This window comes from Sodalis sp. RH21 (genome assembly GCF_047324175.1).
GTDB lineage: Bacteria > Pseudomonadota > Gammaproteobacteria > Enterobacterales > Enterobacteriaceae > Acerihabitans.
Genome location: NZ_CP178732.1, coordinates 4,568,657 through 4,592,628, shown reverse-complemented (window position 1 = coordinate 4,592,628; position 23,972 = coordinate 4,568,657). Strand labels below are relative to the sequence as shown.

Genomic DNA, 23,972 nt, shown 5'->3' with positions numbered 1-23,972 from the left:
CAATTATGGCGCAATTCTACTCTGCAAACCGTCGCGTGGCGACACGGCAAACCCTTAACGTGACCTGCCATGACCTGGATGGTTTCGGCCAGGGCGTGGCGCGCCATGATGGCAAGACCCTGTTTATTCCAGATCTGCTGCCGGGGGAGCGGGCGGAAGTGCGCATCACCGAGGACAAACGCCAGTTCAGCCGGGGCCGGGTGACCAAAAGATTCAACGACAGCCCGCAGCGGGTAACGCCGCGCTGCCCGCACTTCGGGGTATGCGGCGGCTGCCAGGAGCAGCATATCAGCCAGGAGTTGCAGCAGCACAGCAAGGCCGCCGCGTTGCAAAAATTATTGATCCGCGAGACCGGCGCGGCGATAACCGGGGTCGGCATCGTGGGCGGCGCGGCCTACGGCTACCGGCGCCGCGCGCGCCTGGCGCTGGATTACCGGCAAAAAAACCGCCGGCTGGCCATGGGCTATCGCCAGGCCAAGTCCAGCGATGTGGTGGATATCGCCTGCTGCCCCATCCTGCGCTCGGCGCTGGAACAACTGCTGGCGCCGTTAAAAGCGTGTCTGGCGGGACTGGCGGCGGTCAAGCGCCTGGGGCACGTGGAACTGGTGCTGGCGGATAACGGGCCGCTGGTGGTGCTGCGCCACCTGGATGCCCTCAGCGGTGCGGATCGCCGGCGGCTGGCGGATTTCGCCGAGCGGCAGGATGCCATGCTGTGGCTGGCTCCCGACAGCGATTCCCTGGAGTGCCTGCGCGGCGAACCGCCGGTTTACCATATTGACGATTTACGTCTACAGTTCAGCCCAAGAGACTTTATTCAGGTCAACGATGAGGTCAACCGGCACATGGTCGCGCTGGCCCTGGAGTGGCTGGAGCCCCAGGCCGGCGAGCGGGTGCTTGATTTGTTTTGCGGCATGGGGAATTTTACCCTGCCGCTGGCCAAACGCTGCGCCGGGGTAATCGGCGTGGAAGGGGTTGTGGCACTGGTGGCGAATGGGCAATATAATGCACAGCAGAATTTACTGGATAACGCGCTCTTCTTTCATGAAAATCTGGAAGAGGATGTGACGACACAACCCTGGGCCAACCAGGGGTTTGATAAAATATTGCTTGATCCGGCACGAGCCGGGGCCCAGGGCGTCATGTCACGGATTGCCGCCTGGTCGCCACGGCGTATCGTCTATGTGTCTTGTAACCCCACAACGCTGGCGCGGGATAGCCAGGCGTTGGTGTCGTCGGGCTATACCCTGGCGCGCGTGGCTATGCTGGATATGTTTCCGCATAGCGGACATCTTGAGTCGATGACGTTGTTTCTGAAAGATACCGGCGTCAGTGCAAAGTAGGGAGTGGATATGGTTGCGGTAAGAAGTGCGCATTTGAATACAGCGGGAGAGTTTGTCCCGGAAGACTGGATTGCCAGTCTGGGTCTTTCTAACCCGCAGTCAAGTGAGCGGCTGGCCGAAACCTGGCGTTACTGCGAGCAGCGATGCAAGAACCATCCCGACGCGGCGCTGCTGTTATGGCGCGGCATCGAGATGGTCGAAATCCTGTCCATGCTCAGCATGGACAGCGACAGCCTGTGCGCGGCGCTGCTGTTTCCCCTGGCCGACGGCGAGGTGGTGGCGGAAGCGGTGCTGGAGGAGGAGTTCGGCAAAAAAATCGTCGATCTGGTGCACGGCGTGCGCGATATGGACGCCATCCGCCAGCTGAAAGCCACCCATAACGACACCATGGCGCCGGAACAGGTGGATAACGTGCGGCGCATGCTGCTGGCCATCGTCGAGGACTTCCGCTGCGTGGTCATCAAGCTGGCGGAGCGTATCGCCCACCTGCGTGAACTCAAGGACGCCCCGGAGGACGAACGGGTGCTGGCGGCCAAAGAGAGCTCCAATATCTACGCTCCGCTGGCCAACCGCCTGGGTATCGGCCAGTTGAAATGGGAGCTGGAGGATTTTTGCTTCCGCTATCTTCATCCCGATGAATACAAGCGCATCGCCCAGTTGCTGCACGAGCGGCGCATCGACCGCGAGCAGTATATCGAGGATTTCGTCGCCTCCCTGCGCGATGCGATGAAAGAAGAAGGCATCAAAGCCGATATCTACGGCCGGCCGAAGCATATCTACAGCATCTGGCGCAAAATGCAGAAAAAAACGCTGGAATTCGACGAACTGTTCGACGTGCGCGCGGTGCGGGTGGTGGTGGAGCGTTTGCAGGATTGTTATGCCGCCCTCGGCATCGTGCATACCCATTTCCGCCATCTGCCCGACGAGTTCGACGATTATGTCGCCAATCCCAAGCCCAACGGTTATCAATCCATCCACACCGTGGTGCTGGGACCGCGCGGCAAAACGCTGGAAATCCAGATTCGCACCCGGCAAATGCATGAAGACGCCGAGCTGGGCGTGGCGGCGCATTGGAAATACAAAGAAGGCACGCCTTCCACCGGCGTGCGTTCCGGTTATGAAGAGCGCATCGCCTGGCTGCGCAAGCTGCTGGCCTGGCAGGAAGAGATGGCGGACTCCGGCGAGATCCTCGACGAGGTGCGCAGCCAGGTCTTCGACGACCGGGTTTATGTGTTCACCCCGAAAGGCGACGTGATCGACCTGCCGGCCGGTTCGACGCCGCTGGATTTCGCTTACCATATCCATAGCGACGTCGGCCACCGCTGCATCGGCGCCAAAATCAGCGGGCGCATCGTGCCCTTTACCTATCAGCTGCGCATGGGAGATCAGGTTGAGATCATCACCCAGAAACAACCCAACCCCAGCCGCGACTGGCTCAACCCCAACCTGGGATACGTCACCACCAGCCGGGGGCGCTCCAAGATCCACAACTGGTTCCGCAAGCAGGACCGGGATAAAAACATTATCGCCGGCCGCCAACTGCTGGACGATGAGCTGGAACATTTGGGCCTGAGCATCAAGGAAGCCGAAAAACTGCTGCTGCCGCGCTATAACGTCAACTCCCTGGACGAGCTGCTGGCGTCCATCGGCGGCGGCGACGTGCGCATCAACCAGATGATTAACTTCCTGCAGGGCAAGCTGAATAAACCCAGCGCCGAAGAGCAGGATCGCGAGGCGCTCAAGCAGCTGACGCAAAAACCGCCGGCGGTGCCGCGCTCCAAAGACAACGGCCGGGTGGTGGTGGAAGGCGTGGGCAACCTGATGCATCATATCGCCCGCTGCTGCCAGCCCATTCCCGGCGACGAAATCATCGGTTTTATCACCCGCGGGCGCGGCATCTCCATTCACCGGGCCGACTGCGAACAATTGGCCGACTTGCAGGCCAATGCCCCGGAACGCATTGTCGATGCGGTGTGGGGGGAAAGCTATTCCAGCGGCTATTCGCTGGTGGTCAGGGTAGTGGCCAACGATCGCAGCGGGCTGCTGCGCGATATCACCACCATCCTGGCCAACGAAAAAGTCAACGTGCTGGGCGTCGCCAGCCGCAGCGACATTAAACAACAACTGGCCACCATCGATATGGATATAGAAATTTATAATCTGCAGGTTCTGGGCCGGGTATTGTCCAAATTGAATCAATTGCCGGACGTCATCGACGCACGCCGGCTGCATGGAGAATAACATGGCTGCATCCCCCGTAACCCCGGGCGCCCAGGCACGCCTGCTGGCCATCATGACCCGCCTGCGCGACCCGCAGACCGGCTGTCCGTGGGACCGGCGGCAGACGTTCGACACCATCGTCCCTTACACCCTGGAAGAGACCTACGAGGTGCTGGACGCCATCGCCAGGCGCGATTATGACGACTTGAAAAGCGAACTGGGCGATCTGCTGTTCCAGGTGGTGTTTTACGCCGAGATGGCGCGCGAGCAGGGGTTGTTTGATTTCGAAGACGTATGCGACGCCATCAGCGATAAGCTGGTGCGCCGCCATCCGCATATCTTCGGCCAGGACGCCGGCCATGACGGCATAGCGCCGCCCGGCCAGTGGGAAACCCTCAAGGCCCGGGAACGGGCGGAAAAGGCCCGCCTTTCCCCGCTCGATGATATTCCCGAGGCGCTGCCGGCGTTGATGAAGGCGCAAAAAATCCAGCAGCGCTGCGCCACGGTGGGGTTTGACTGGACCACCCTCGGGCCGGTGGTGGACAAAGTCTACGAGGAGATTGACGAGGTGATGCACGAAGCCCGCCAGGCGGTGGTGGATGAGGACAAGCTGGAGGAAGAGCTGGGCGATCTGCTGTTCGCCACCGTCAACCTGACCCGCCACCTCGGCAAAAAAGCGGAAACCGCCCTGCAAAAAGCCAACCGCAAATTCGAGCGCCGTTTTCGCGCGGTGGAAGAGATTATTCTGGCCGGCGGGCAGAGCCTTCACCAGGCTACGCTTGAGGAGATGGAAGCCGCGTGGCAGCAGATAAAACAGCGGGAAACCGCCGGATAAGCCATTGTTTGCCGCTGTGTTGACGCCAGCGATGTTTTTTCTGCCAACCTCTTGTTAATCAAACTATTATCCCGGCCGGGACAGGAGCATGTTCCGGCGCGGGGGCCGTGGGGCCCGAATCACATTTAGCAAAACGAACGTTTGTGGCGGATTCCCGCTTAAGGTATACTATTTTCCCGTCTTGGTTATTCCGTCTTTACACCCAAAATCTCAGGTTCAGCATGACAACTAATTATATTTTTGTAACCGGCGGGGTCGTATCCTCATTGGGTAAAGGTATTGCCGCAGCCTCGCTGGCGGCTATTCTCGAAGCCCGCGGACTCAACGTTACCATCATGAAACTGGACCCATACATCAATGTGGACCCGGGTACCATGAGTCCAACCCAACATGGTGAAGTTTTTGTGACCGAAGACGGGGCAGAGACCGATCTGGACCTGGGTCATTACGAACGTTTTATCCGCACCAAAATGTCGCGGCGCAATAACTTCACCACCGGGCGCATCTACTCGGATGTGCTGCGCAAGGAACGCCGCGGCGACTACCTGGGCGCCACTATCCAGGTGATCCCCCATATTACCAATGCCATCAAGGAACGCATCCTTGAGGGCGGCGAAGGCCATGACGTGGTGCTGGTGGAAATCGGCGGCACCGTGGGCGATATCGAGGCCATGCCGTTCCTGGAGGCCATTCGCCAGATGGCGGTGGACGTGGGCCGCGAACACACCATTTACATGCACCTGACCCTGGTGCCCTATATGGCCGCTTCCGGCGAGGTGAAAACCAAACCCACCCAGCATTCGGTCAAGGAACTGCTGTCCATCGGCATCCAGCCGGACGTGTTGATTTGCCGCTCCGATCGCTCGGTGCCCACCAACGAACGGGCAAAAATTGCTTTATTCTGCAATGTGCCGGAAAAAGCGGTCATTTCCCTTAAAGACGTTGATTCCATTTATAAAATCCCGGCCCTCTTGAAATCACAGGGCCTGGACGATTATATTTGTAAACGATTCAGCTTGAACTGTCCCGAGGCGGATCTGTCTGAGTGGGAGCAGGTGGTTTACCAGGAAGCCAATCCGGGCGGCGAAGTCACCATCGGCATGGTCGGCAAATATGTCGAACTGCCGGACGCGTACAAATCGGTGATTGAGGCGCTCAAGCACGCCGGGCTGAAAAATCGCCTGACGGTGAACATCAAGCTTATCGATTCCCAGGATGTCGAAACCCGCGGCGTGGAGATCCTGAAAAATCTCGATGCCATCCTGATCCCCGGCGGTTTTGGTTACCGGGGCGTGGAAGGCAAGATCCTGACCGCGCAATACGCGCGTGAAAACAAGATTCCTTACCTGGGCATTTGCCTGGGCTTGCAGGTGGCGCTGATTGAGTTCGCCCGGCACGTGGCGGGCATGGACAATGCCAACTCCACCGAATTTGTGCCAGACTGTAAGTACCCGGTGGTCGCATTGATCACCGAATGGCGTGACGAAAACGGCAGCGTCGAACAGCGCACCGAACAAAGCGATTTAGGCGGCACCATGCGCCTGGGCAGCCAGGCCTGCCAGTTGTCCGAAGGCAGCCTGGTGCGCGCTATGTACGGCGACTCCACCATTGTCGAGCGCCATCGCCATCGTTATGAAGTCAATAACATGCTGTTGAAACCGATTGAAGCCGCCGGCCTGCGCATCGCCGGGTTGTCGGGTGATAACAAGCTGGTCGAGATTATTGAATATCCCGATCATCCGTGGTTCGTGGCTTGCCAGTTCCACCCTGAATTTACTTCGACGCCGCGCGACGGCCACCCGCTGTTTACCGGCTTCGTCAAAGCGGCTGGCGAGTACCAAAAGCGTCAGATGAAATAAAAATGATACGGCGAGCGGCGCGCGGTCTTTCGCGACGGCGCGTGGTTCGTCAGGAATTTTGTTTTAACTTGTACTGAGGAAATACTAATGTCCAAAATTGTTAAAGTCATCGGCCGTGAAATCATCGACTCACGCGGCAATCCGACTGTTGAAGCAGAAGTACATCTGGAAGGTGGTTTTGTTGGTTTGGCCGCCGCACCATCAGGCGCTTCCACCGGCTCCCGTGAAGCGCTGGAACTGCGTGACGGTGACAAATCCCGTTTCCTGGGCAAAGGCGTCACCAAAGCGGTTGCCGCGGTAAACGGCCCGATCGCCGAAGCGGTATTGGGCAAAGATGCGAAAGATCAGGCCAATATCGACAAGATCATGATCGATCTCGACGGTACTGAAAACAAATCCAAGTTCGGCGCCAACGCCATCCTGGCCGTGTCCCTGGCAGCCGCTAAAGCCGCCGCCGCGTCCAAAGGCATGCCGCTGTACGAACATATCGCTGAACTGAACGGCACCGCCGGCAAGTTCTCCATGCCGTTGCCGATGATGAACATCATCAACGGCGGCGAACATGCCGATAACAACGTCGACATCCAGGAATTCATGATCCAGCCGGTTGGCGCTAAAACCGTCAAAGAAGCTATCCGCATGGGTTCTGAAGTGTTCCATAACCTGGCTAAAGTATTAAAAGCCAAGGGCCTGAACACCGCTGTTGGCGACGAAGGCGGCTACGCGCCGAACCTGGAATCCAACTCCGCCGCCCTGGCCGCCATCAAGGAAGCCGTGGAAAAAGCCGGTTATGTGCTGGGTAAAGACATCACCCTGGCGATGGACTGCGCCGCGTCTGAATTCTACAGCAAAGAAACCGGTAAATATGAACTCAAAGGCGAAGGCAAATCTTTCACCTCTGAAGAGTTCACGCATTACCTGGAAGGCCTGACCAAAACCTATCCGATCGTCTCCATCGAAGATGGCCTGGACGAATCCGACTGGGACGGTTTTGCTTACCAGACCAAAGTGCTGGGCGACAAAATCCAGCTGGTGGGCGATGACCTGTTCGTCACCAATACCAAGATCCTGAAGGAAGGTATTGATAAAGGTATTGCCAACTCCATCCTGATCAAATTCAACCAGATCGGTTCATTGACCGAAACCCTGGCTGCGATCAAAATGGCGAAAGATGCCGGTTATACCACCATCATCTCTCACCGTTCCGGCGAAACCGAAGATGCGACCATTGCCGATCTGGCCGTGGGTACCGCAGCAGGCCAAATCAAGACCGGTTCCATGAGCCGTTCCGACCGCGTTGCCAAATACAACCAGCTGATTCGTATCGAAGAAGCCCTGGGTTCACGGGCACCGTTCAACGGCCTGAAAGAAGTTAAAGGCCAGGCGTAACCGCCGACGCTTCGTCCGCGGCATGATAAAACGGCCGCGGACCACGTGATCCCAAGCCCCATCGTTGCGATGGGGCTTTTTTTTATCTGCGGGGATAACGGCGCGGCCTGTTATTTATCGGGTTGATTTGGCACCTATCGTCTAATCTGTAATAATCAGCGCCCTAATTTGTAGTGACACTTATCGAGAACAACATGCAGTACCCGCTTAACGAACTGTTTCAAACCCTTCAGGGTGAAGGTTATTTCACCGGCGTACCGGCGATATTTATCCGCCTGCAAGGCTGTCCGGTCGGCTGTAGCTGGTGCGACACCAAACATACCTGGGAAACGGACCCGCTTAAGGAAGTTCCGCTGGGGGATATTCCGCTAAAAATTGCCGATAGCGACCAATGGGCGAACGTCACCCCGGAGGAGATGCTGGAGATGATTACCACCCAGGGTTATACCGCGCGCCACGTGGTGATTACCGGCGGCGAACCCTGCGTGCACGATCTGTATGCCTTGACGCAAATCCTGGAGCAGCAGGGGTTCAGTTGCCAGATTGAGACCAGCGGCACCCAGGAAGTGCGCTGCACCAGCCAGACGTGGGTCACGGTCTCGCCGAAGGTGGGGATGCGCGGCGGCATGGAAATTTTGCCCCAGGCGCTACAGCGGGCGGATGAAATCAAACACCCGGTGGCGCGTCAGCGGGATATCGAGCATCTCGATGAACTGCTGGCCACCCTTGAGGACGACAAGCCGCGCATTATCGCCTTGCAGCCCATCAGCCAGCAGGAAGCCGCCACCAAACTGTGTATCGAAACGTGTATCGCCCGCAACTGGCGCCTGTCCATGCAGACGCATAAATACCTGAATATCGCCTGACGCGGGCGAGTTATGCTTCGCCGCGGTAAATGCAGCCCGCGGTACAAGTCTCCTTGACCACGATGGCGCTGAGCAACGGCAGGCCGGGTTTCAGTTCCCGCCAGATCCACTGGGCCAGCACTTCGCTGGTGGGGTTTTCCAACCCGGGAATATCGTTAAGATAATAGTGGTCCAGCCGATCGAGAATCGGGCTGAACAGCGCCTTTAATTGGGCAAAATCAATCACCCAGCCGGTGAACGGGTCCACCTCGCCGGTAATCTCCACCCGCACCATAAACGAGTGGCCGTGCAAACGGCCGCACTTGTGTCCGGCTGGGACGTGCGGCAAACGATGCGCCGCCTCAAAGGTAAAATCTTTAAATAACGTGGTTACCACTATAGGGCCTCTGGTTACAACAAACGCTGCATGGTACCGAAATGCCGCCGATGATTCTATGGTATATCTGACGGGAAGCGATAATTACGGGTCTCATTAATGAAAAGCGGACAAAAAAAACCGGATAAATATAGTTGGCGGCGGCCATGGTCGCAATGCTCATCTCCGCGTTGTCCGCCAGCGCGCCCCGGGGCGGCGCTGCGCATATGGCTGTTATCGGTTTGGCTGTTGGCGCTGCCCGCGGTAGCCGGCGCCCCGCGCGCCGGTAATGATTGCTTGTCCCTGGCCGCCGAAAACGGGGCCATGCCGGTGTATATTTACCGCCCGCAGCCGGATGCGCGGGATCTGCCGGTGGTGATGGTCTTGCATGGCGTAAAGCGCAATGCGCGCCAGGCGCGGGATCAATGGATCGCCGCCGCCAATCGTTATCATTTTATGATTATCGCGCCGGAGTTCTCCAATAGCGCATACCCCGGCGCGCGTGGGTATATGCTGGGCAATACGCGCGCCGGCGCGCCTGGACAGCGGGGGGCGCCGCGTCCCGTGGCGCAGTGGTCTTATGCCCGCATCGGCCAGCTGTTTAGCCGATTGCAGCGCGCGGGCGTTACCCGGCGTACGGATTATTTGCTTTACGGCCACAGCGCCGGCTGCCAGTTTGTCCATCGCCAGTTAATGGCGCTGCCGGATGCCCGCGTCAAGGCGGCGGTCTGCGCGTCGGCCGGATGGTGGACGCCGCCGGACCCGCGGCAGGACTGGCCCTACGGTTTGGCCGCGGCGCCGTTTACCCTGGACCATGAACAAGCGGCGCGGTTTTTCGCCCGGCCGACGCTTATCATGGTCGGCGGCCAGGATACCCGCACCACGCACACCGCCATGCGTCAAACGCCGCAGGCCGAGGCCCAGGGCGCCACCCGGCTGGCGCGGGCGCAGTGGTATTTCCAGCGGGTACGGCGGTTGGCAAAACAGCTGCCGAAACCACTACCACAACAGCCGCCTACGCCATTTAACTGGCAGTTTGCCGTGGTGGACGGCGCCGGCCACCAAAGCCCGCTGCTTATCGATCGGGCCGCCGAATTCCTTAACCAGTTTAATCGATAAGTTTAACCGATATAACTCTTTAGGCCTTTTAGTTATTTATTATTGCCATCACATCTTTTATTGATTGCTTCACACTGAGTAACCTTACAAACTCTAATAATCCCATAATAAATGCCCGGCCATACTGGTACGCACAAGGAAATTCGAACAGCAATGACGACTCAGGTCCCTCCCACATCTTTGCTCCCGCTCAATCCGGAACAATTAGCCCGTCTGCAAGCCGCCACCGGTGATTTTTCACCGCTGCAAATGGCCTGGGTATCCGGTTATTTTTGGGGGCAAGTCAATCAGTCCGCAACGGCGGCAGGGGCTTCCCCCGCGCCGCTACGCGCCGAATCACCCACCATTACGCTGATTTCCGCTTCCCAGACCGGTAATGCCCGCCGGTTGGCCGAGCAGCTGCGCGATGATTTAATCGCCGCCAAACTGGATGTCGCCCTGGTGAACGCCGGCGAATACAAGTTCAAGCAAATCGCGCAGGAAAAGCTGCTGCTGGTCATCGCTTCTACCCAGGGCGAGGGCGATCCGCCGGAAGAAGCCGTGGCGCTGTATAAATATCTCTTCTCGAAAAAAGCGCCCCAACTGCCCAATACCCAATTCGCGGTATTTGGCCTGGGTGATACCTCGTATGAGCACTTTGCCAAGATAGGCAAGGATTTCGACCAGCGCCTCGCCGAGCTGGGCGCGCAGCGGTTATTTGACCGGGTCGACGCCGACGTGGAGTATCAGCCCCTGGCCGAAGCCTGGCGCCGGGATATCGTGGCGTTGCTGAAGGCCCGGGTGCCGCAGGAGAGCGCCGCGCAGCAGCAGCAAACCGTCAGCGGTACGGTAAACGAGGTGGATTCCACCCCCTACACCAAAGAACAGCCGCTGTTGGCTACGCTTGCGGCGACGCAGAAAATCACCGGCCGCCGGTCCGAAAAAGACGTCCGGCACCTTGAAATCGACCTGGGGGATTCCGGGCTGCGCTACCAGCCCGGCGACGCGCTGGGCGTGTGGTATGAAAACGATCCGGCGCTGGTGGACGAACTGCTGGGCCTGCTGTGGCTCGAAGGCGACCAGGCGGTCACCGTGGAAGGCCAGACCCTTCCTTTGGCCGAAGCATTGATCAAACACTATGAGCTCACCCAGAACACCACGGTGATCGTCGAAAAATATGCGGCCACGGCCCGGGATGAAGCCCTGCTGGCGCTGACGGCGGACAAGGAACAGCTGCAACGCTACGCCCAGTCCACGCCGATCGTGGATATGGTGCGCCAGGCGCCGGTCGAGCTGGGAGCGGATCAATTATTGGCCCTGCTGCGCCCGCTTGCGCCGCGCCTGTACTCCATCGCTTCGGCGCAGGCGGAGGTGGGCGACGAAGTCCATATCACCGTCGGCGTGGTGCGTTATGAGGTCGATGGGCGCGCACGCACCGGCGGCGCCACCGGCTACCTGGCCGACCGGCTGCAGGAAGACGACGGCGTGCGCATCTTTATTGAGCACAATAATAATTTCCGTTTACCGGCCAGCCCCGACGCGCCGGTGATTATGATTGGCCCGGGCACCGGCATCGCGCCGTTTCGCGCGTTTATGCAACAGCGCGAGGCGGACGGCGCCACCGGCAAAAATTGGCTGTTTTTCGGTAATCCGCACTTTACCGACGATTTCCTGTATCAAGTAGAATGGCAACGTTATAAAAAAGAGGGTCTGCTGAGCGCGATCGATTTAGCCTGGTCGCGGGATCAGCCCCAGAAAATCTATGTCCAGGACCGGCTGCGCGAAAAGGGCGCCGAGGTCTGGCGCTGGATTGAACAAGGGGCGCATATCTATGTCTGCGGCGACGCCAACCATATGGCGAAAGATGTTGAGCAGGCCCTGCTGGAACTGGTAGCCGAGCACGGCGGCATGGATATCGAGCAGGCCGATGAATTTTTAAGTGAGCTGCGCATTGAGCGCCGTTATCAGCGGGACGTCTACTGATGAGTGAAAAACAACCCAATCCCCCTTTATCCGATAATGAACGCCTGAAAGGGGCAAGCAATTTCCTGCGCGGCACCATCGAGGCGGATCTGCACGATCGCCTGACCGGCGGGTTTAATGGCGACAATTTCCAGCTGATCCGTTTTCACGGCATGTACCAGCAGGACGATCGCGATCTGCGCGCCGAGCGCGCGGAGCAAAAACTGGAGCCGCTGATTAATATGATGCTGCGCTGCCGCCTGCCGGGGGGAATCATCACGCCCGCGCAGTGGCTCGGCATCGACGAATTCGCCGCCGCGCATACCCTGTACGGCAGCATTCGCCTCACCAGCCGCCAGACTTTCCAGTTTCACGGCGTACTGAAACCCGATCTTAAGCAAATGCATCAAATGCTGCACCGCCTAGGGCTGGACTCCATCGCCACGGCGGGGGATGTCAACCGCAACGTGCTGTGCAGCGCCAACCCGGTGGAGTCGGTGTTGCACCAGCAGGCCTATGAATGGGCGAAAAAAATCTCCGAGCACCTGCTGCCCAAAACCCGCGCTTACGCCGAGATTTGGCTGGACGGCGAAAAGCGCGAAACCACCGACCAGGAGCCGATCCTCGGGCCGACCTACCTGCCGCGCAAGTTTAAAACCACGGTAGTGGTGCCGCCGCTCAACGATGTGGATTTGCATGCCAACGATCTGAACTTCGTCGCCATCAGCGACAACGGCCAACTGGTCGGTTTCAACGTGCTGGTGGGCGGCGGACTGGCGATGACCCATGGGGACAACTCCACCTATCCGCGCACGGCCAGCGAGTTCGGTTATATCCCCGCCGAGCATACCCTGGCTTTCGCCGAGGCGGTGGTGGGCACCCAGCGCGACTGGGGCAATCGCTCCAATCGTAAAAACGCCAAGACCAAATATACCCTGGAGCGGGTCGGGGTGCCGGCGTTTAAAGCGGAAGTGGAAAAACGCACCGGCATCAAGTTCGAGCCGATCCGCCCCTATGAATTCACCGAACGCGGCGACCGCTTCGGCTGGGTGAAGGGTATCGAAAATCGCTGGCATTTAACGCTGTTTATTGAAAACGGCCGCATCCTGGATTATCCGGATCGCCCCTTGAAAACCGGTATGGCTGAAATCGCCCGCATCCATAAAGGGGATTTTCGCCTCACCGCCAATCAAAACCTGATTATCGCGGGCGTATCCGCGCGCGATAAAGCCAAAATCGAAGCGCTGGCGCGCCAGTACGGCCTGATTAACGATGATGTCAGCGTACAGCGCAAGGCGTCCATGGCCTGCGTGGCGTTTCCCACCTGCCCGCTGGCGATGGCGGAAGCCGAGCGCTTTTTACCGCAGTTTGTCACCAAGGTGGAGGGCATCATGGCCGCTCACGGCCTGGGCGACGACGAAATCATCCTGCGGGTGACCGGCTGCCCGAACGGTTGCGGCCGCTCGATGCTGGCGGAAATCGGCATGGTCGGCAAGGCCATCGGGCGCTATAACCTGTATTTGGGCGGCGATCGCGCCGGCGAGCGCATTCCGCGCATGTATCGGGAAAATATCACCGAAGACCAAATCCTGGCGATTATCGATGAGACCACCGGCCGCTGGGCCGCAGAGCGTCATCCGCGGGAACCCTTCGGCGATTTCGTGATACGTGCCGGCATCGTTAAGCCGGTGGTTAATTCCGCGCAAGACTTTTACGCTTAACCCGGACACTGAACCCGAGGGGACCTATGAGCAGTTTAAACCTGGCCGAACTGAACGCGCTGCCGAAAGCGGAACAAACCGCGGCGCTGGCGGACATCAATAGTCATCTGGAAACACTGACCGCGGAGCAGCGGGTGGGCTGGGCGCTGGATAATTTGCCCGGTGAAGTGGTGTTGTCCTCCAGCTTCGGCATCCAGGCGGCGCTGTGCCTGCATCTGGTCACCCGCCAGCGTCCCGATATCCCGGTGATCCTAACCGACACCGGGTATCTGTTCCCGGAAACCTACCGGTTTATCGATGAACTGACCGAGAAGCTGGGGCTTAATCTCCAGGTATTTCGCGCCGAGCTTTCGCCCGCGTGGCAGGAAGCCCGCTACGGCAAATTGTGGGAGCAGGGCGTCGAAGGGATCGAAACGTATAACCAAATCAACAAAGTCGAACCGATGAACCGGGCATTGGCCGCGCTCAAGGCGCAAAGCTGGCTGGCCGGCCTGCGCCGCGAGCAATCCGGCAGCCGGGCCCAGTTGCCGGTGCTGGCGATCCAGCGCGGCGTATTTAAGCTGCTGCCGGTTATCGATTGGGATAACCGCCAGGTGTATCAATACCTGAAGGCTAATGATCTGGGTTACCACCCGCTGTGGGAACAGGGTTATCTGTCGGTGGGGGATACCCATACCACCCGCAAATGGGAACCGGGCATGAGCGAAGAGGAAACGCGCTTTTTCGGCCTCAAGCGCGAGTGCGGGTTGCACGAGGGCTGAGGCCGCGCTGCCGGATAGCGGTTGTTATCCGGCGGTGTCCGGCGAAGTATGATCGACCAACAGTACGTCGATGCCTTTATTGATAAAAATATCCAATAATGCCGGTGGGATATTGTCGTCGGTAATGATTTTATCCACCCGGTCCAGGCCGATGATTTTATGCAGGCTGGCCCGGTAAAATTTAGACGAGTCGGTCACCACGATAATTTTTTTAGCGGCATCGCACATGCAGCGGTTTAACCTGGCCTCATCTTCATGATGGGTCGTCACCCCCATCATAGGGTCTAATCCGTCTACCCCCAGAAACAACATATCAAAGTGATAGTTCTGCAAAGACGTTTCCGCCTGGGTACCAAAAAAGGACAAAGAATGGCGTCTGAGGCGACCACCGGTAACCAATAAATCCACGCTGGTGGCATCCACCAGCGCGTCCGCCACGTTCATGCCGTTGGTCATGACAATCACATCCTCATGGGCGTGTAAATGGCGCGCGATTTCGTAGGTCGTGGTGCCTGAGTCAAGAATAATGCTGCTGCCGGGAGTAATCAGCGATGCGGCAAGCTGGCCGATGCGCTCTTTAATGGTGGAGTGTTCGGTGCGTTTTGTCGCGATGGAGCGTTCCGCTTCAAGCTGCGGGGCGGTGCTCAGCATGGCGCCGCCGTATGCGCGGGTGGCGACGCCCTGTTTTTCCAGAAACGACAGATCGTTGCGGATGGTGACGGTAGAGACATCGAAATCAGACGCCAAAACATTTACCTGCACGCTGCCCTGGGCCTTGAGCTGATTGACGATCCGTTCGCGCCGCGCGCTGGTGGTAAGCGTTTTATTGCTAAGACTCATATCAAGACATCTCTCATGCTGCTGTTCCTGCCTTTAACATTCCAGGATAAACCCAAGGGCAGATGCGCTTTCATTCCCTTACGACTATCCTCCAAATTCCATTGTACCCGCCCGATTATGCCCATGTCGACTATAAAAACGCCCATGGCCAACTCGCCTCGCGCGCGTCCCGGCCACGCATAAAACCGGCGACCCGCGATTTCCGGCCAACCCAGGATAAAACCCTCTCTTCTTTCACTTCCTTGTTTTATGATCTTTATCACATCGATGAATCTTTCCTTTTGTTTTCTTATGATCCTAATGTAAGCTAAAAACATCCAAAGGAAAGAAAAGAAAAGGTTGAGAGATGAAAGAGCTTAGTTTGACGCTGAATGCGTTAATCGCTAACCACAAGCAGGGCCAGCATACCGGTATCTATGCTATCTGTTCCGCGCACCCGCTGGTGCTGGAAGCCGCGCTGCTACATGCCCGATCCGAGGGCAGCCTGTTGCTGATTGAAGCGACGTCCAATCAGGTGGATCAATATGGCGGTTATACCGGCATGACGCCCGCCGATTTCTACGGCGCCATCATGACTCAGGCCAAGGCGGCAGGCTTTGATGAAAAAATGCTGATTTTGGGCGGCGATCACCTGGGGCCCAACCGTTGGCAAGGGCTGCCGGCCGCGGAAGCCATGGAAAAAGCGGAGGTGCTGATCGCCTCTTATGTTGCCGCGGGATTTAAGAAAATACATCTTGATTGCAGCATGTCCTGCCAGGGCGACCCCGTTCCGCTAAGCGACGAGATAGTCGCCGAACGTTCGGCCAGACTGGCAAAAATCGCTGAACAGGTATGTTTCGACACTTTTGGCTGTCATGACATCCTGTATATCATCGGCACCGAAGTGCCGGTGCCGGGCGGCGCCCAGGAAAACCTGCATCATATTGAGGTCACCTCGCCTGCGGCGGCGACCTGTACTATCAGCGCCCACCGCCGCGCATTTGAACAGGCCGGCCTGGAACAAATATGGCATCGGGTCATCGGCCTGGTGGTTCAGCCGGGGGTGGAGTTCGACCATACCCAGGTCATCGATTATCAGCCTGAACATGCCCATGCGTTAAGCCATTTGCTCGATGAACACCCCAACCTGGTGTATGAAGCCCATTCCACGGATTACCAACGGCCGCAGGCCTACCGGCAACTGGTGCGCGACCATTTCGCCATTCTCAAAGTCGGGCCGGCGTTAACCTTCGCTTTCAGGGAGGCGGTGTTTGCCCTGGAATGCATCGAACGGGAAATCATCAGCCGGGATCGCAGCGAACTGCGCGCCACCCTGGAAGCGGTAATGCAGGCGCAACCGGAATATTGGATTCATCATTACCATGGCAGCGAGGATGAGCAAAGATTATCCCGCATTTACAGCTACTCGGACCGGATTCGCTATTACTGGCCCCACGAACGCGTCCAGGACAGCTATCGCAAATTAATCCGTAACCTGGATAACGCCGTTATTCCCGAACCCTTATTAAATCAATATCTCCCTGAGCAATATGCGCGGGTAAGAAACGGCGAGTTAGAACTCAAACCTAAAAATATCATTATCGATAAAATTACCGACGTCATAAAAGCATATTCATCAGCATGTCACTAATCATTAATAGGCTGGCAGAAACAATGAACACTTCTTCGATGGAAAAAGATAGGCTCGCATTCGCTACCGCACAAGAGATCGTGCAGCAGCCGGAAACCTGGCGCAAAACCCTGGATATTATTAAACAACGGCAACAGCGCATTGATGCATTTTTACAACCATTATTATCCCAACGCGAACTGCGGATTATTTTCACCGGCGCGGGTACCTCGGCGTTTATCGGTAAGGCGCTGGTGCCTGGACTGGCCGGGCAAGTCGGTGCGCGCATGGAAGCTATCCCGACCACCGATTTGGTCAGTAATCCCCTGGAATTCTTTTTACCGGCGATCCCTACGTTGCTGGTTTCTTTCGGCCGATCCGGCAATAGCCCTGAAAGCGTGGCCGCTATTGAATTGGCGAACCAACGGGTCAAGAACTGCTTTCATCTGATCATTACCTGCAATGAAGCGGGACAGTTACATAAACGCTTTGAGCACGGCGTCAATACCCTGTCGCTGCTGATGCCGCCGGAAACGCACGACCGCGGTTTTGCCATGACCAGCAGTATAACGAATATGATGCTGGCCAGCCTGGCCATATTTGCCCCGGAACAGTTTAACCAGACCTCCTTCCTGCCTATTATTGAAAATAGCCGGATCATTATTGAGCGCTATCTAAAACAAACCACCCCGCTATTTGGCGATGAAGGGTTTACGCGCGTGGTCTATCTGGGCAGTGGGGGGCTGCAGGGCATTGCGCAGGAATCCGCCTTGAAAATGCTGGAACTCACCGCCGGGAAAATCGCGACCTTTTATGATTCCCCAACCGGTTTTCGCCATGGGCCAAAATCCATCGTCGACGGCAATACCCTGGTGGTGGTGTTGATTTCCAATGCCGCCTACACCCGTCAATACGATCTGGATTTAGTCGCTGAATTAAGAAATGATCAAGTGGCGCGCCGGGTTATCGCTCTCGCCGATAGCCATGCCGCGGAAATAATCAACGGCGAGCATATATATTTGCCGCAGACAACCGGCATGGACGATTTACATATTGGTTTTTGCTATTTGGTTTATGCCCAGATATTTGCCTATCTCACCTCGTTTAATTCAGGCGGTTCGCCAGACAATCCTTCGCCAACCGGGGTAGTTAATCGGGTCGTCGAGGGCGTCATTATCCATAAGCTGGCAGACTAGCAGCGATCGGCATACCGGTCTTCAAGCTCGGTATAAATAACTTAGTAAATAATTTACTCAAAAAGAGAAAAATTATGCGAATCATCTCTACAAAATATTTATTAGCCAGAGCCAAACAAGAAAAATTTGCTATTCCGGCTTTTAATATACATAACGCTGAAACTATCCAGGCGGTGCTGGAAGCCTGCCACGAGCGCCAATCACCGGTTATTCTTGCCGGCACGCCCAGCACCTTCAGGCATATTGCATTCCAGGATATCTATGCCATCTGCCAATCCTTTGCCGGCACCTTTGATATTCCTATCGCGCTGCATTTGGATCACCATGAAGATATCGGCGATATCCGGCAAAAAGTGTTTGCCGGCGCGCGCAGCGCCATGATAGATGCCAGCCATTTAGCTTTTGCGGAAAATATCGCGCTGGTCAAACGCGTGGTCTCTTTTTGCCATAAGTATGACTGTAGCGTTGAAGCGGAGCTGGGTAGATTAGGCGGCATAGAAGATGATAAAAACGTCAGCGACATGCACGCTTTCCTTACCGATCCAGACGAAGCGGTGGAATTTGCCAGCCGGACCGGTATCGATAGCCTGGCTATCGCCATCGGCACGGCGCACGGACTCTATAAACAGACGCCCAAAATAGATTTTGACCGACTGGAAACCATCAGCAACCGGGTTGATGTGCCGATTGTGCTCCACGGCGGAAGCGACGTGCCGGATGATTATATCATTCGCGCCGTCGGGCTTGGCATTTGCAAAGTTAATGTCGGCACCGAATTAAAAATAGCCTTTGCCAACGCTGTAAAAAAATACTTCACCGCAAATCCGCAGGCGAACGATCCGCGTTATTACATGCGCGTCGGCATGGACGCCATGAAAGAGGTGGTTTATAGCAAAATACGCTTGTGTGGCTCGGCAGGAAAATTAGACATCGGGAGTGAATCATGATTTTTCTGGGGGTCGACGGCGGAGGAACCAAAACGGCCTTCGTCTTGATAAATTCTGCGGGAGAGGTCCTGGCGCAACACGAAACCTCTACCTGTTACTACCTGAATGTCGGGCTTGAAAACAGCAAGGATATTATCGCCAACGGCATTATGGAAGTGTGCCGCCGGGCGGATATCGCGCCCGCCGTCATTGATTATTCTTTTTTCGGCCTGCCGGCCTATGGCGAAGTCTCGGCGGATGTCCCGGCCCTCGACCAGATGCCGGCGCCGCTGTTGAGCGCGGACAAATACCGGTGCGATAACGATATGATCTGCGGCTGGGCGGCCAGCCTGGGGTGTCGTGATGGCATCAATATCGTCTCCGGCACCGGCTCCATCGCCTATGGCGAACATCAAGCCAAAAGCTCGCGCTGCGGCGGATGGGGCGAATTGTTCAGCGACGAGGGCAGCGCGTACTGGATTGGCTGCAATGCGCTGAACCTGTTCTCAAAAATGTCGGACCATCGGCTCAAGATGGATATTCTGTACGATATGATCAAGAGTAAATATCACATCGATATCGATTTGGATATTAACGATCTGGTCTTTCATAAATGGCATGGGGACCGCGGGAAAATTGCCTCAGTGGCTAAAATCGCCTATGAAGCGGCGGTAGAAGGAGACAAAGAAAGCTATAAACTTTTCTGCACCGCCGCGAAAGAATTGGCCATGATGGTAGATTCAGTACGCAAAACACTGGAATATGCCCCGGATGAAACCACCCTGGTTTCTTTTACCGGCGGCGTGTTTAATTGCGGCGATATTATCCTGGACCCTTTTGTCCACGAACTTGCACAATTAAGCGGTACTTACCGGGTATGCCAGCCTAAATATCACCCTTCCATAGGTGCCGCTATCTATGCCGCAAAAATAAGCGGTAACCCCATTGATGATGCTGTTCTCAGTAAACTAAAAATTGGAGAATAAAATGAAAAGCAAATCCTGGATTATCTATACCCTCATGGTGGTATTGACCTGGGGCGTCTGGGGCGGCATTAGCGCCTATCCAACCCAAAAATACAGTTTTCCCGATCAGTGGATCTATATTATATGGTCAATCACCATGCTTATCCCATGCTACTTTACGCTAAAGGGTAAAAAGATCGATTTTTCCGCCAAGGCGATAATGTATGGACTGGCCATAGGCTTTACCGGCGCCGGCGGTCAATTATTACTGTTCAAAACGCTGGGCATGGGTGCTCCTGCTTATCTGGTATTCCCTATTATCTCTATTTCTCCTGCTATTACCGTGATTATGTCCCTGGTCATCCTTAAGGAACGGATCAACTTCCTGGGAACCGTTGGCATATTCTTAGCGCTGCTCTCCATTATCGCCTTTAGTATCAGCCAGGGAGACGGTACAAAAATCAGCGGATCGCTATGGCTGGTTTTCTCGATTATTATTTGCCTGGCCTGGGGACTGCAGGCTTTCTTTATGAAGCGCGCGTCGAACCATCAGGTTGAGGATAGCTCGATATTTTTCTATATGACGCTGACCGGCATCGTCCTGGCCCCCATTGCGTATGTGATGATCCCCGACAAGAGTATCAGTTATCCGGCCGCGGCCTACACCATCACCGCCGCCACCCAGGTGCTGAATGCCGTCGGCGCGCTGTTCCTGGTCATGGCGCTGTCCAGAGGTAAAGCCATTATCGTAGCCCCTTGCACCAATGCCTTGGCGCCCGTGCTGACGGCGGTTATTTCCCTGGTGCTCTACCAGACCCTGCCGTCGACCTATGCCTTGATCGGTATTATTCTTGCGATTACCGGTTCGACCATCATGGTTTATTCCGAGGAAAAAGCCAGTAACGCGGCGGTACAGCCGACGCTTTAACGCGGTAAGCAATAGTAAATGCCAATAGATTTTTATTCTCTGACGAAAGTGTTGAAATAGTTAATTCCGGAATAAATATATTTGGGACGGCTAATTATTGTAATGGCTGGCCGCCTGCGTTCATTTTTAATTAAATAGGTTTCAATTATACAGGCTTAATAATACAAGTTTTTATACCTGCCGAATATCAATATTCCCGGCGAGCGGGAGTATGATTAATTGAAATTAATATTCTATTTAATCAGGAACGGATGGTGAGTCGTTACTCCCTACGGCGGGGGGCGGAATAACGGGGCCGGCGCCCGTCCCGTTATCCTACCCGGCGGGCGCCGGTACGGCTGGCCTACCGGCGCATATACTCCCGGCATAGCGTAGCCGCCGGTTCAGCGGGTTTTACCGGCCTGGGTTAGCCCTTGCAGCAATGGCCACAGCAGCTTCATGCTGTCCCTGGCGCGCTTGCCGATTTGGCCGGTCAGGTGGCTGTCCAGAAACATCAGGTTATCGCGCTGGCCCTGGTAACGTACCGTGCCCTGGGGGAAGTTGCGGCTGGTCTTGCGCTGGCGGCAACTGCCGTCGGCGGTGCCCGACCCCATATCCAGTACCGCAAAGCCCGCCTTGGCGAAAGGCAGCGCGGCGGTGGGGCAGGCGGCGGCGGTTTTAATGCCGGCGCTGATAATCAGCGGTATGCCGGACTGGCGCGCCTGGTTACCCAAGGTTTTCACCAGTCCCAGCACGCGGGCGTCGCCGCTGTCCGGGCTGTAATTCACCCGCAGCTTATCGCCGGCCACCAGGCTGTCGAGATTAATCACCAGCAGCGTATTGCGCTTTTCCTGCGCCGACATGCGCTGGACATAATCATCCACCCCGAAGGTTTCGGGTTCCCCGGCGCTCAGCGCCACGAAACGCACGCCCACCGCCAGCCTCCCCTGGCCCAGTTGCTGGGCCAGGCCGAGCATGACCCCGACGCCGGAAGCATTATCATCCACGCCTTGCAGCGTCAGCCCGCCCAGATTGTTATTCAGGTCTTTATCGCTGCGCGGCATAAAGGTATCGGAGTGGGCCACAATCAATATTTCGCCGGGCGTGCTGCCTGCCCTGGCGGCAATCACCGACGTGGCGGTGATTTTGCGCCAGTCGCCTTTGCCTTCGCTGCCGTGGAACAGGTAACGGGTATTAAATCCCCGCAGATCGCTTTGAAATCCCAACTGGGTGAAGCGGTGCCGCAGGTAATCGGCGGCCATCAGCTCCGCCGGGCTGCCCGCCATGCGGCCGGGGAAATAGGTGGCGATATAGCGGATTTGTTCTTCTGCATAATGGCTGGGAGTGTAAGCGACGGCGGGCGCGGACGCCGCCAGCAGGCAACTGAAGCACAGCGTTAAACGGGCGCGCCTGGAGCGACCGAGGTGAAGCATAAACCGATATCCTTGTAAACGGGAAGCGGGCGTTTTGCGCCGCTAAACTCAGCGCTATAGTATGGTACCCCCCGCGTGGCAACACAATTTGTACCATGCGCGGCCGGGGAATAACCGCACGATTCGTTGCGCGTTTTTTTACTCGACTCGGTGTCAATCACGTCGTTATTCCATTAAAGCAATTGTAATTCCAATTAACTATTTCATAGAACCTAATCGCAAGACGTATAGTCACATTATTGCTAAGCAAAATCATTAAAGGTTGCTGTGGATTATTTACCGCTATTTGCCGATCTCAGGCAGCGTCCGGTCCTGGTGGTCGGCGGGGGCGAGGTCGCCGCGCGTAAGATCGCCTTGCTCCAGCGCGCCGGCGCCCACGTCAGGGTGGCGGCGCGCCGTCTCTCGCCCGATCTGGAACAACAGGCGCAATCCGCCGGTATCGCGTGGTTGGGCGAGGAATTCACCGCCGGGATGCTAGACGGCGTATTCCTGGTAATCGCCGCCACCGACGATCCCGTGCTCAACGCCGCAGTGTATGCCGCGGCCGACCGGCGCCAGATTTTGGCCAATGTGGTGGACGACCAGCCCAAATGTTCATTTATCTTCCCCTCCATCGTCGATCGCTCCCCCATTGTGGTGGCTATCTCTTCCGGCGGCAAAGCGCCGGTGTTGGCGCGCATGTTGCGGGAAAAACTGGAATCCCTGCTGCCGGCCTTTATCGGCCCGATGGCGGATATCTGCGGCGCCTGGCGCGATAAGGTGAAACAGCAGGTACCGTCCATGAGCGGGCGCCGTCGTTTCTGGGAGCGGGCGCTTAACGGCCGCTTCGCCGCCCTGATGTCGCAGGGGCAAACCGACGCCGCCAAGGACGTGTTGCAACAGGAACTGACCGCGCCGGCCGAACAGGGCGGCGAGGTGGCGCTGGTGGGGGCCGGTCCGGGGGATGCCGGACTGCTGACGCTGCGCGCGCTGCAATTAATGCAGCAGGCCGACGTGGTGCTGTATGACTATTTGGTCAGCGACGAGGTGCTGGAGCTGGTCAGGCGCGACGCGGAGCGGATTTGCGTGGGTAAACGCGCCGGGGATTTCTGTATGCCCCAGGAGGAGATTAACCAGCGGCTGATCGAGCATGCGCGGCAGGGCAAACGGGTGGTGCGGCTCAAAGGCGGCGATCCGTTTATCTTCGGCCGCGGCGGCGAAGAGCTGCAGGCGGTGAACGCCGCCGGTATCCCTTTCCAGGTGGTGCCGGGCGTGACCGCCGCCGCAGGGGCGACGGCCTATGCCGGCATTCCGCTGACCCATCGCGACCATGCGCAAAGCGTAACCTTTATTACCGGCCATGCGCGGCGCGGCGGCGGCGACCTGGATTGGCCGGCGCTGGCGGCGGGCCGCCAGACCCTGGCTATTTATATGGGCGTGTTGAAAGCCGCGGAAATCAGCCGGCAGTTGATCCTGCACGGGCGCTCGCCGCAGACGCCGGTGGCGGTCATCGGCCGCGGCACCCGGCCGGATCAACAGGTCTTCACCGGTACCCTGGAACATTTGGACACCCTGGCGCAACAGGCGCCGACCCCGGCTTTGCTGGTTATTGGCGAAGTTGTCACCCTTCATGATGAAATTGCCTGGTTCGGACCACAGCATGATGCGGCGGCGCAAAAGCGCGCGCCGTTGGTCAATCTGGCTTAAGGAC

At 57.0% G+C, this 23,972-nt stretch carries 19 protein-coding genes; 16 read left to right on the top strand and 3 right to left on the bottom strand.

The features are described 5' to 3' along the window. The first annotated feature begins 5 nt into the window (after nt 1-5). From rlmD to queE, 6 genes are all read left to right on the top strand, one after another. The gene (gene rlmD, locus ACL2XP_RS21250; RefSeq protein WP_413739246.1) at nt 6-1,340 is read left to right on the top strand and encodes a 23S rRNA (uracil(1939)-C(5))-methyltransferase RlmD; all 1,335 of its coding nucleotides are present in this window, start codon (nt 6-8) and stop codon (nt 1,338-1,340) included. A gap of 9 nt (nt 1,341-1,349) precedes the next feature. Further along, nucleotides 1,350-3,581, top strand: coding sequence for a GTP diphosphokinase (gene relA / locus ACL2XP_RS21245; protein ID WP_413735158.1), 2,232 nt, complete (start codon nt 1,350-1,352; stop codon nt 3,579-3,581). A 1-nt stretch (nt 3,582) separates the two neighbouring features. Beyond that, nucleotides 3,583-4,395 carry a nucleoside triphosphate pyrophosphohydrolase gene (mazG, locus tag ACL2XP_RS21240; RefSeq protein WP_413735157.1) on the top strand — a complete coding sequence of 271 codons (813 nt, stop codon included), beginning with the start codon at nt 3,583-3,585 and terminating at the stop codon, nt 4,393-4,395. 221 nt (nt 4,396-4,616) lie between these two features. Next, on the top strand, nt 4,617-6,254 hold the full coding sequence (gene pyrG / locus ACL2XP_RS21235) for a glutamine hydrolyzing CTP synthase (RefSeq protein WP_413735156.1): 1,638 nt from the start codon (nt 4,617-4,619) through the stop codon (nt 6,252-6,254). Between the two features lie 87 nt (nt 6,255-6,341). After that, nucleotides 6,342-7,643: a phosphopyruvate hydratase gene (gene eno, locus ACL2XP_RS21230; protein ID WP_413735155.1), complete on the top strand. Its 1,302-nt coding sequence runs from the start codon at nt 6,342-6,344 to the stop codon at nt 7,641-7,643. Between the two features lie 194 nt (nt 7,644-7,837). Next, a complete protein-coding gene (gene queE / locus ACL2XP_RS21225) occupies nt 7,838-8,509 on the top strand; it encodes a 7-carboxy-7-deazaguanine synthase QueE (RefSeq protein ID WP_413735154.1) in 672 nt (223 codons plus the stop codon). 10 nt (nt 8,510-8,519) lie between these two features. Here queE and queD read toward each other — a convergent pair whose 3' ends face one another. Further along, nucleotides 8,520-8,888 (bottom strand): 6-carboxytetrahydropterin synthase QueD, encoded by a 369-nt coding sequence (queD, locus tag ACL2XP_RS21220; protein ID WP_413739245.1) that lies wholly within the window; start codon nt 8,886-8,888, stop codon nt 8,520-8,522. A 96-nt stretch (nt 8,889-8,984) separates the two neighbouring features. Between queD and ACL2XP_RS21215 the strand changes: the two genes are divergently transcribed. The 4 genes from ACL2XP_RS21215 (at nt 8,985) to ACL2XP_RS21200 (ending at nt 14,406) form a co-directional block, all read left to right on the top strand. After that, nucleotides 8,985-9,983 (top strand): hypothetical protein, encoded by a 999-nt coding sequence (locus ACL2XP_RS21215; protein WP_413735152.1) that lies wholly within the window; start codon nt 8,985-8,987, stop codon nt 9,981-9,983. A 153-nt stretch (nt 9,984-10,136) separates the two neighbouring features. Next, nucleotides 10,137-11,945 (top strand): NADPH-dependent assimilatory sulfite reductase flavoprotein subunit, encoded by a 1,809-nt coding sequence (gene cysJ / locus ACL2XP_RS21210; RefSeq protein WP_413735151.1) that lies wholly within the window; start codon nt 10,137-10,139, stop codon nt 11,943-11,945. Next, nucleotides 11,945-13,645, top strand: coding sequence for an assimilatory sulfite reductase (NADPH) hemoprotein subunit (gene cysI, locus ACL2XP_RS21205; protein ID WP_413735150.1), 1,701 nt, complete (start codon nt 11,945-11,947; stop codon nt 13,643-13,645). Before cysJ ends, cysI begins: the two co-directional genes overlap by 1 nt. Nucleotides 13,646-13,671: 26 nt before the next feature. Continuing rightward, nucleotides 13,672-14,406: a phosphoadenylyl-sulfate reductase gene (locus ACL2XP_RS21200; protein ID WP_413735149.1), complete on the top strand. Its 735-nt coding sequence runs from the start codon at nt 13,672-13,674 to the stop codon at nt 14,404-14,406. A gap of 24 nt (nt 14,407-14,430) precedes the next feature. Here the strand turns inward: ACL2XP_RS21200 and agaR are convergent, their stop codons facing one another. Next, nucleotides 14,431-15,246 (bottom strand): transcriptional repressor AgaR, encoded by an 816-nt coding sequence (gene agaR / locus ACL2XP_RS21195; protein ID WP_413735147.1) that lies wholly within the window; start codon nt 15,244-15,246, stop codon nt 14,431-14,433. 346 nt (nt 15,247-15,592) lie between these two features. On the opposite strand from agaR, the gene ACL2XP_RS21190 reads away from it, so the two are divergent. From ACL2XP_RS21190 to ACL2XP_RS21170, 5 genes are all read left to right on the top strand, one after another. Then, entirely contained in the window at nt 15,593-16,876 is a 1,284-nt protein-coding gene (locus ACL2XP_RS21190; protein ID WP_413735145.1) for a D-tagatose-bisphosphate aldolase, class II, non-catalytic subunit, read from the top strand. Between the two features lie 23 nt (nt 16,877-16,899). Further along, nucleotides 16,900-18,051 (top strand): SIS domain-containing protein, encoded by a 1,152-nt coding sequence (locus ACL2XP_RS21185; protein WP_413735144.1) that lies wholly within the window; start codon nt 16,900-16,902, stop codon nt 18,049-18,051. Nucleotides 18,052-18,125: 74 nt separating this feature from the next. After that, a complete protein-coding gene (locus ACL2XP_RS21180) occupies nt 18,126-18,998 on the top strand; it encodes a tagatose bisphosphate family class II aldolase (protein WP_413735142.1) in 873 nt (290 codons plus the stop codon). Then, nucleotides 18,995-19,963 carry an N-acetylglucosamine kinase gene (locus ACL2XP_RS21175; RefSeq protein ID WP_413735140.1) on the top strand — a complete coding sequence of 323 codons (969 nt, stop codon included), beginning with the start codon at nt 18,995-18,997 and terminating at the stop codon, nt 19,961-19,963. Before ACL2XP_RS21180 ends, ACL2XP_RS21175 begins: the two co-directional genes overlap by 4 nt. A 1-nt stretch (nt 19,964) precedes the next feature. Then, complete coding sequence (locus ACL2XP_RS21170) at nt 19,965-20,870, top strand: EamA family transporter (protein ID WP_413735138.1); 906 nt, start codon at nt 19,965-19,967, stop codon at nt 20,868-20,870. 383 nt (nt 20,871-21,253) lie between these two features. Here ACL2XP_RS21170 and ACL2XP_RS21165 read toward each other — a convergent pair whose 3' ends face one another. Next, nucleotides 21,254-22,282 carry an aminopeptidase gene (locus tag ACL2XP_RS21165; RefSeq protein ID WP_413735136.1) on the bottom strand — a complete coding sequence of 343 codons (1,029 nt, stop codon included), beginning with the start codon at nt 22,280-22,282 and terminating at the stop codon, nt 21,254-21,256. A 267-nt stretch (nt 22,283-22,549) separates the two neighbouring features. On the opposite strand from ACL2XP_RS21165, the gene cysG reads away from it, so the two are divergent. Beyond that, nucleotides 22,550-23,968: a siroheme synthase CysG gene (gene cysG / locus ACL2XP_RS21160; protein WP_413735134.1), complete on the top strand. Its 1,419-nt coding sequence runs from the start codon at nt 22,550-22,552 to the stop codon at nt 23,966-23,968. Nucleotides 23,969-23,972: the final 4 nt, after the last annotated feature.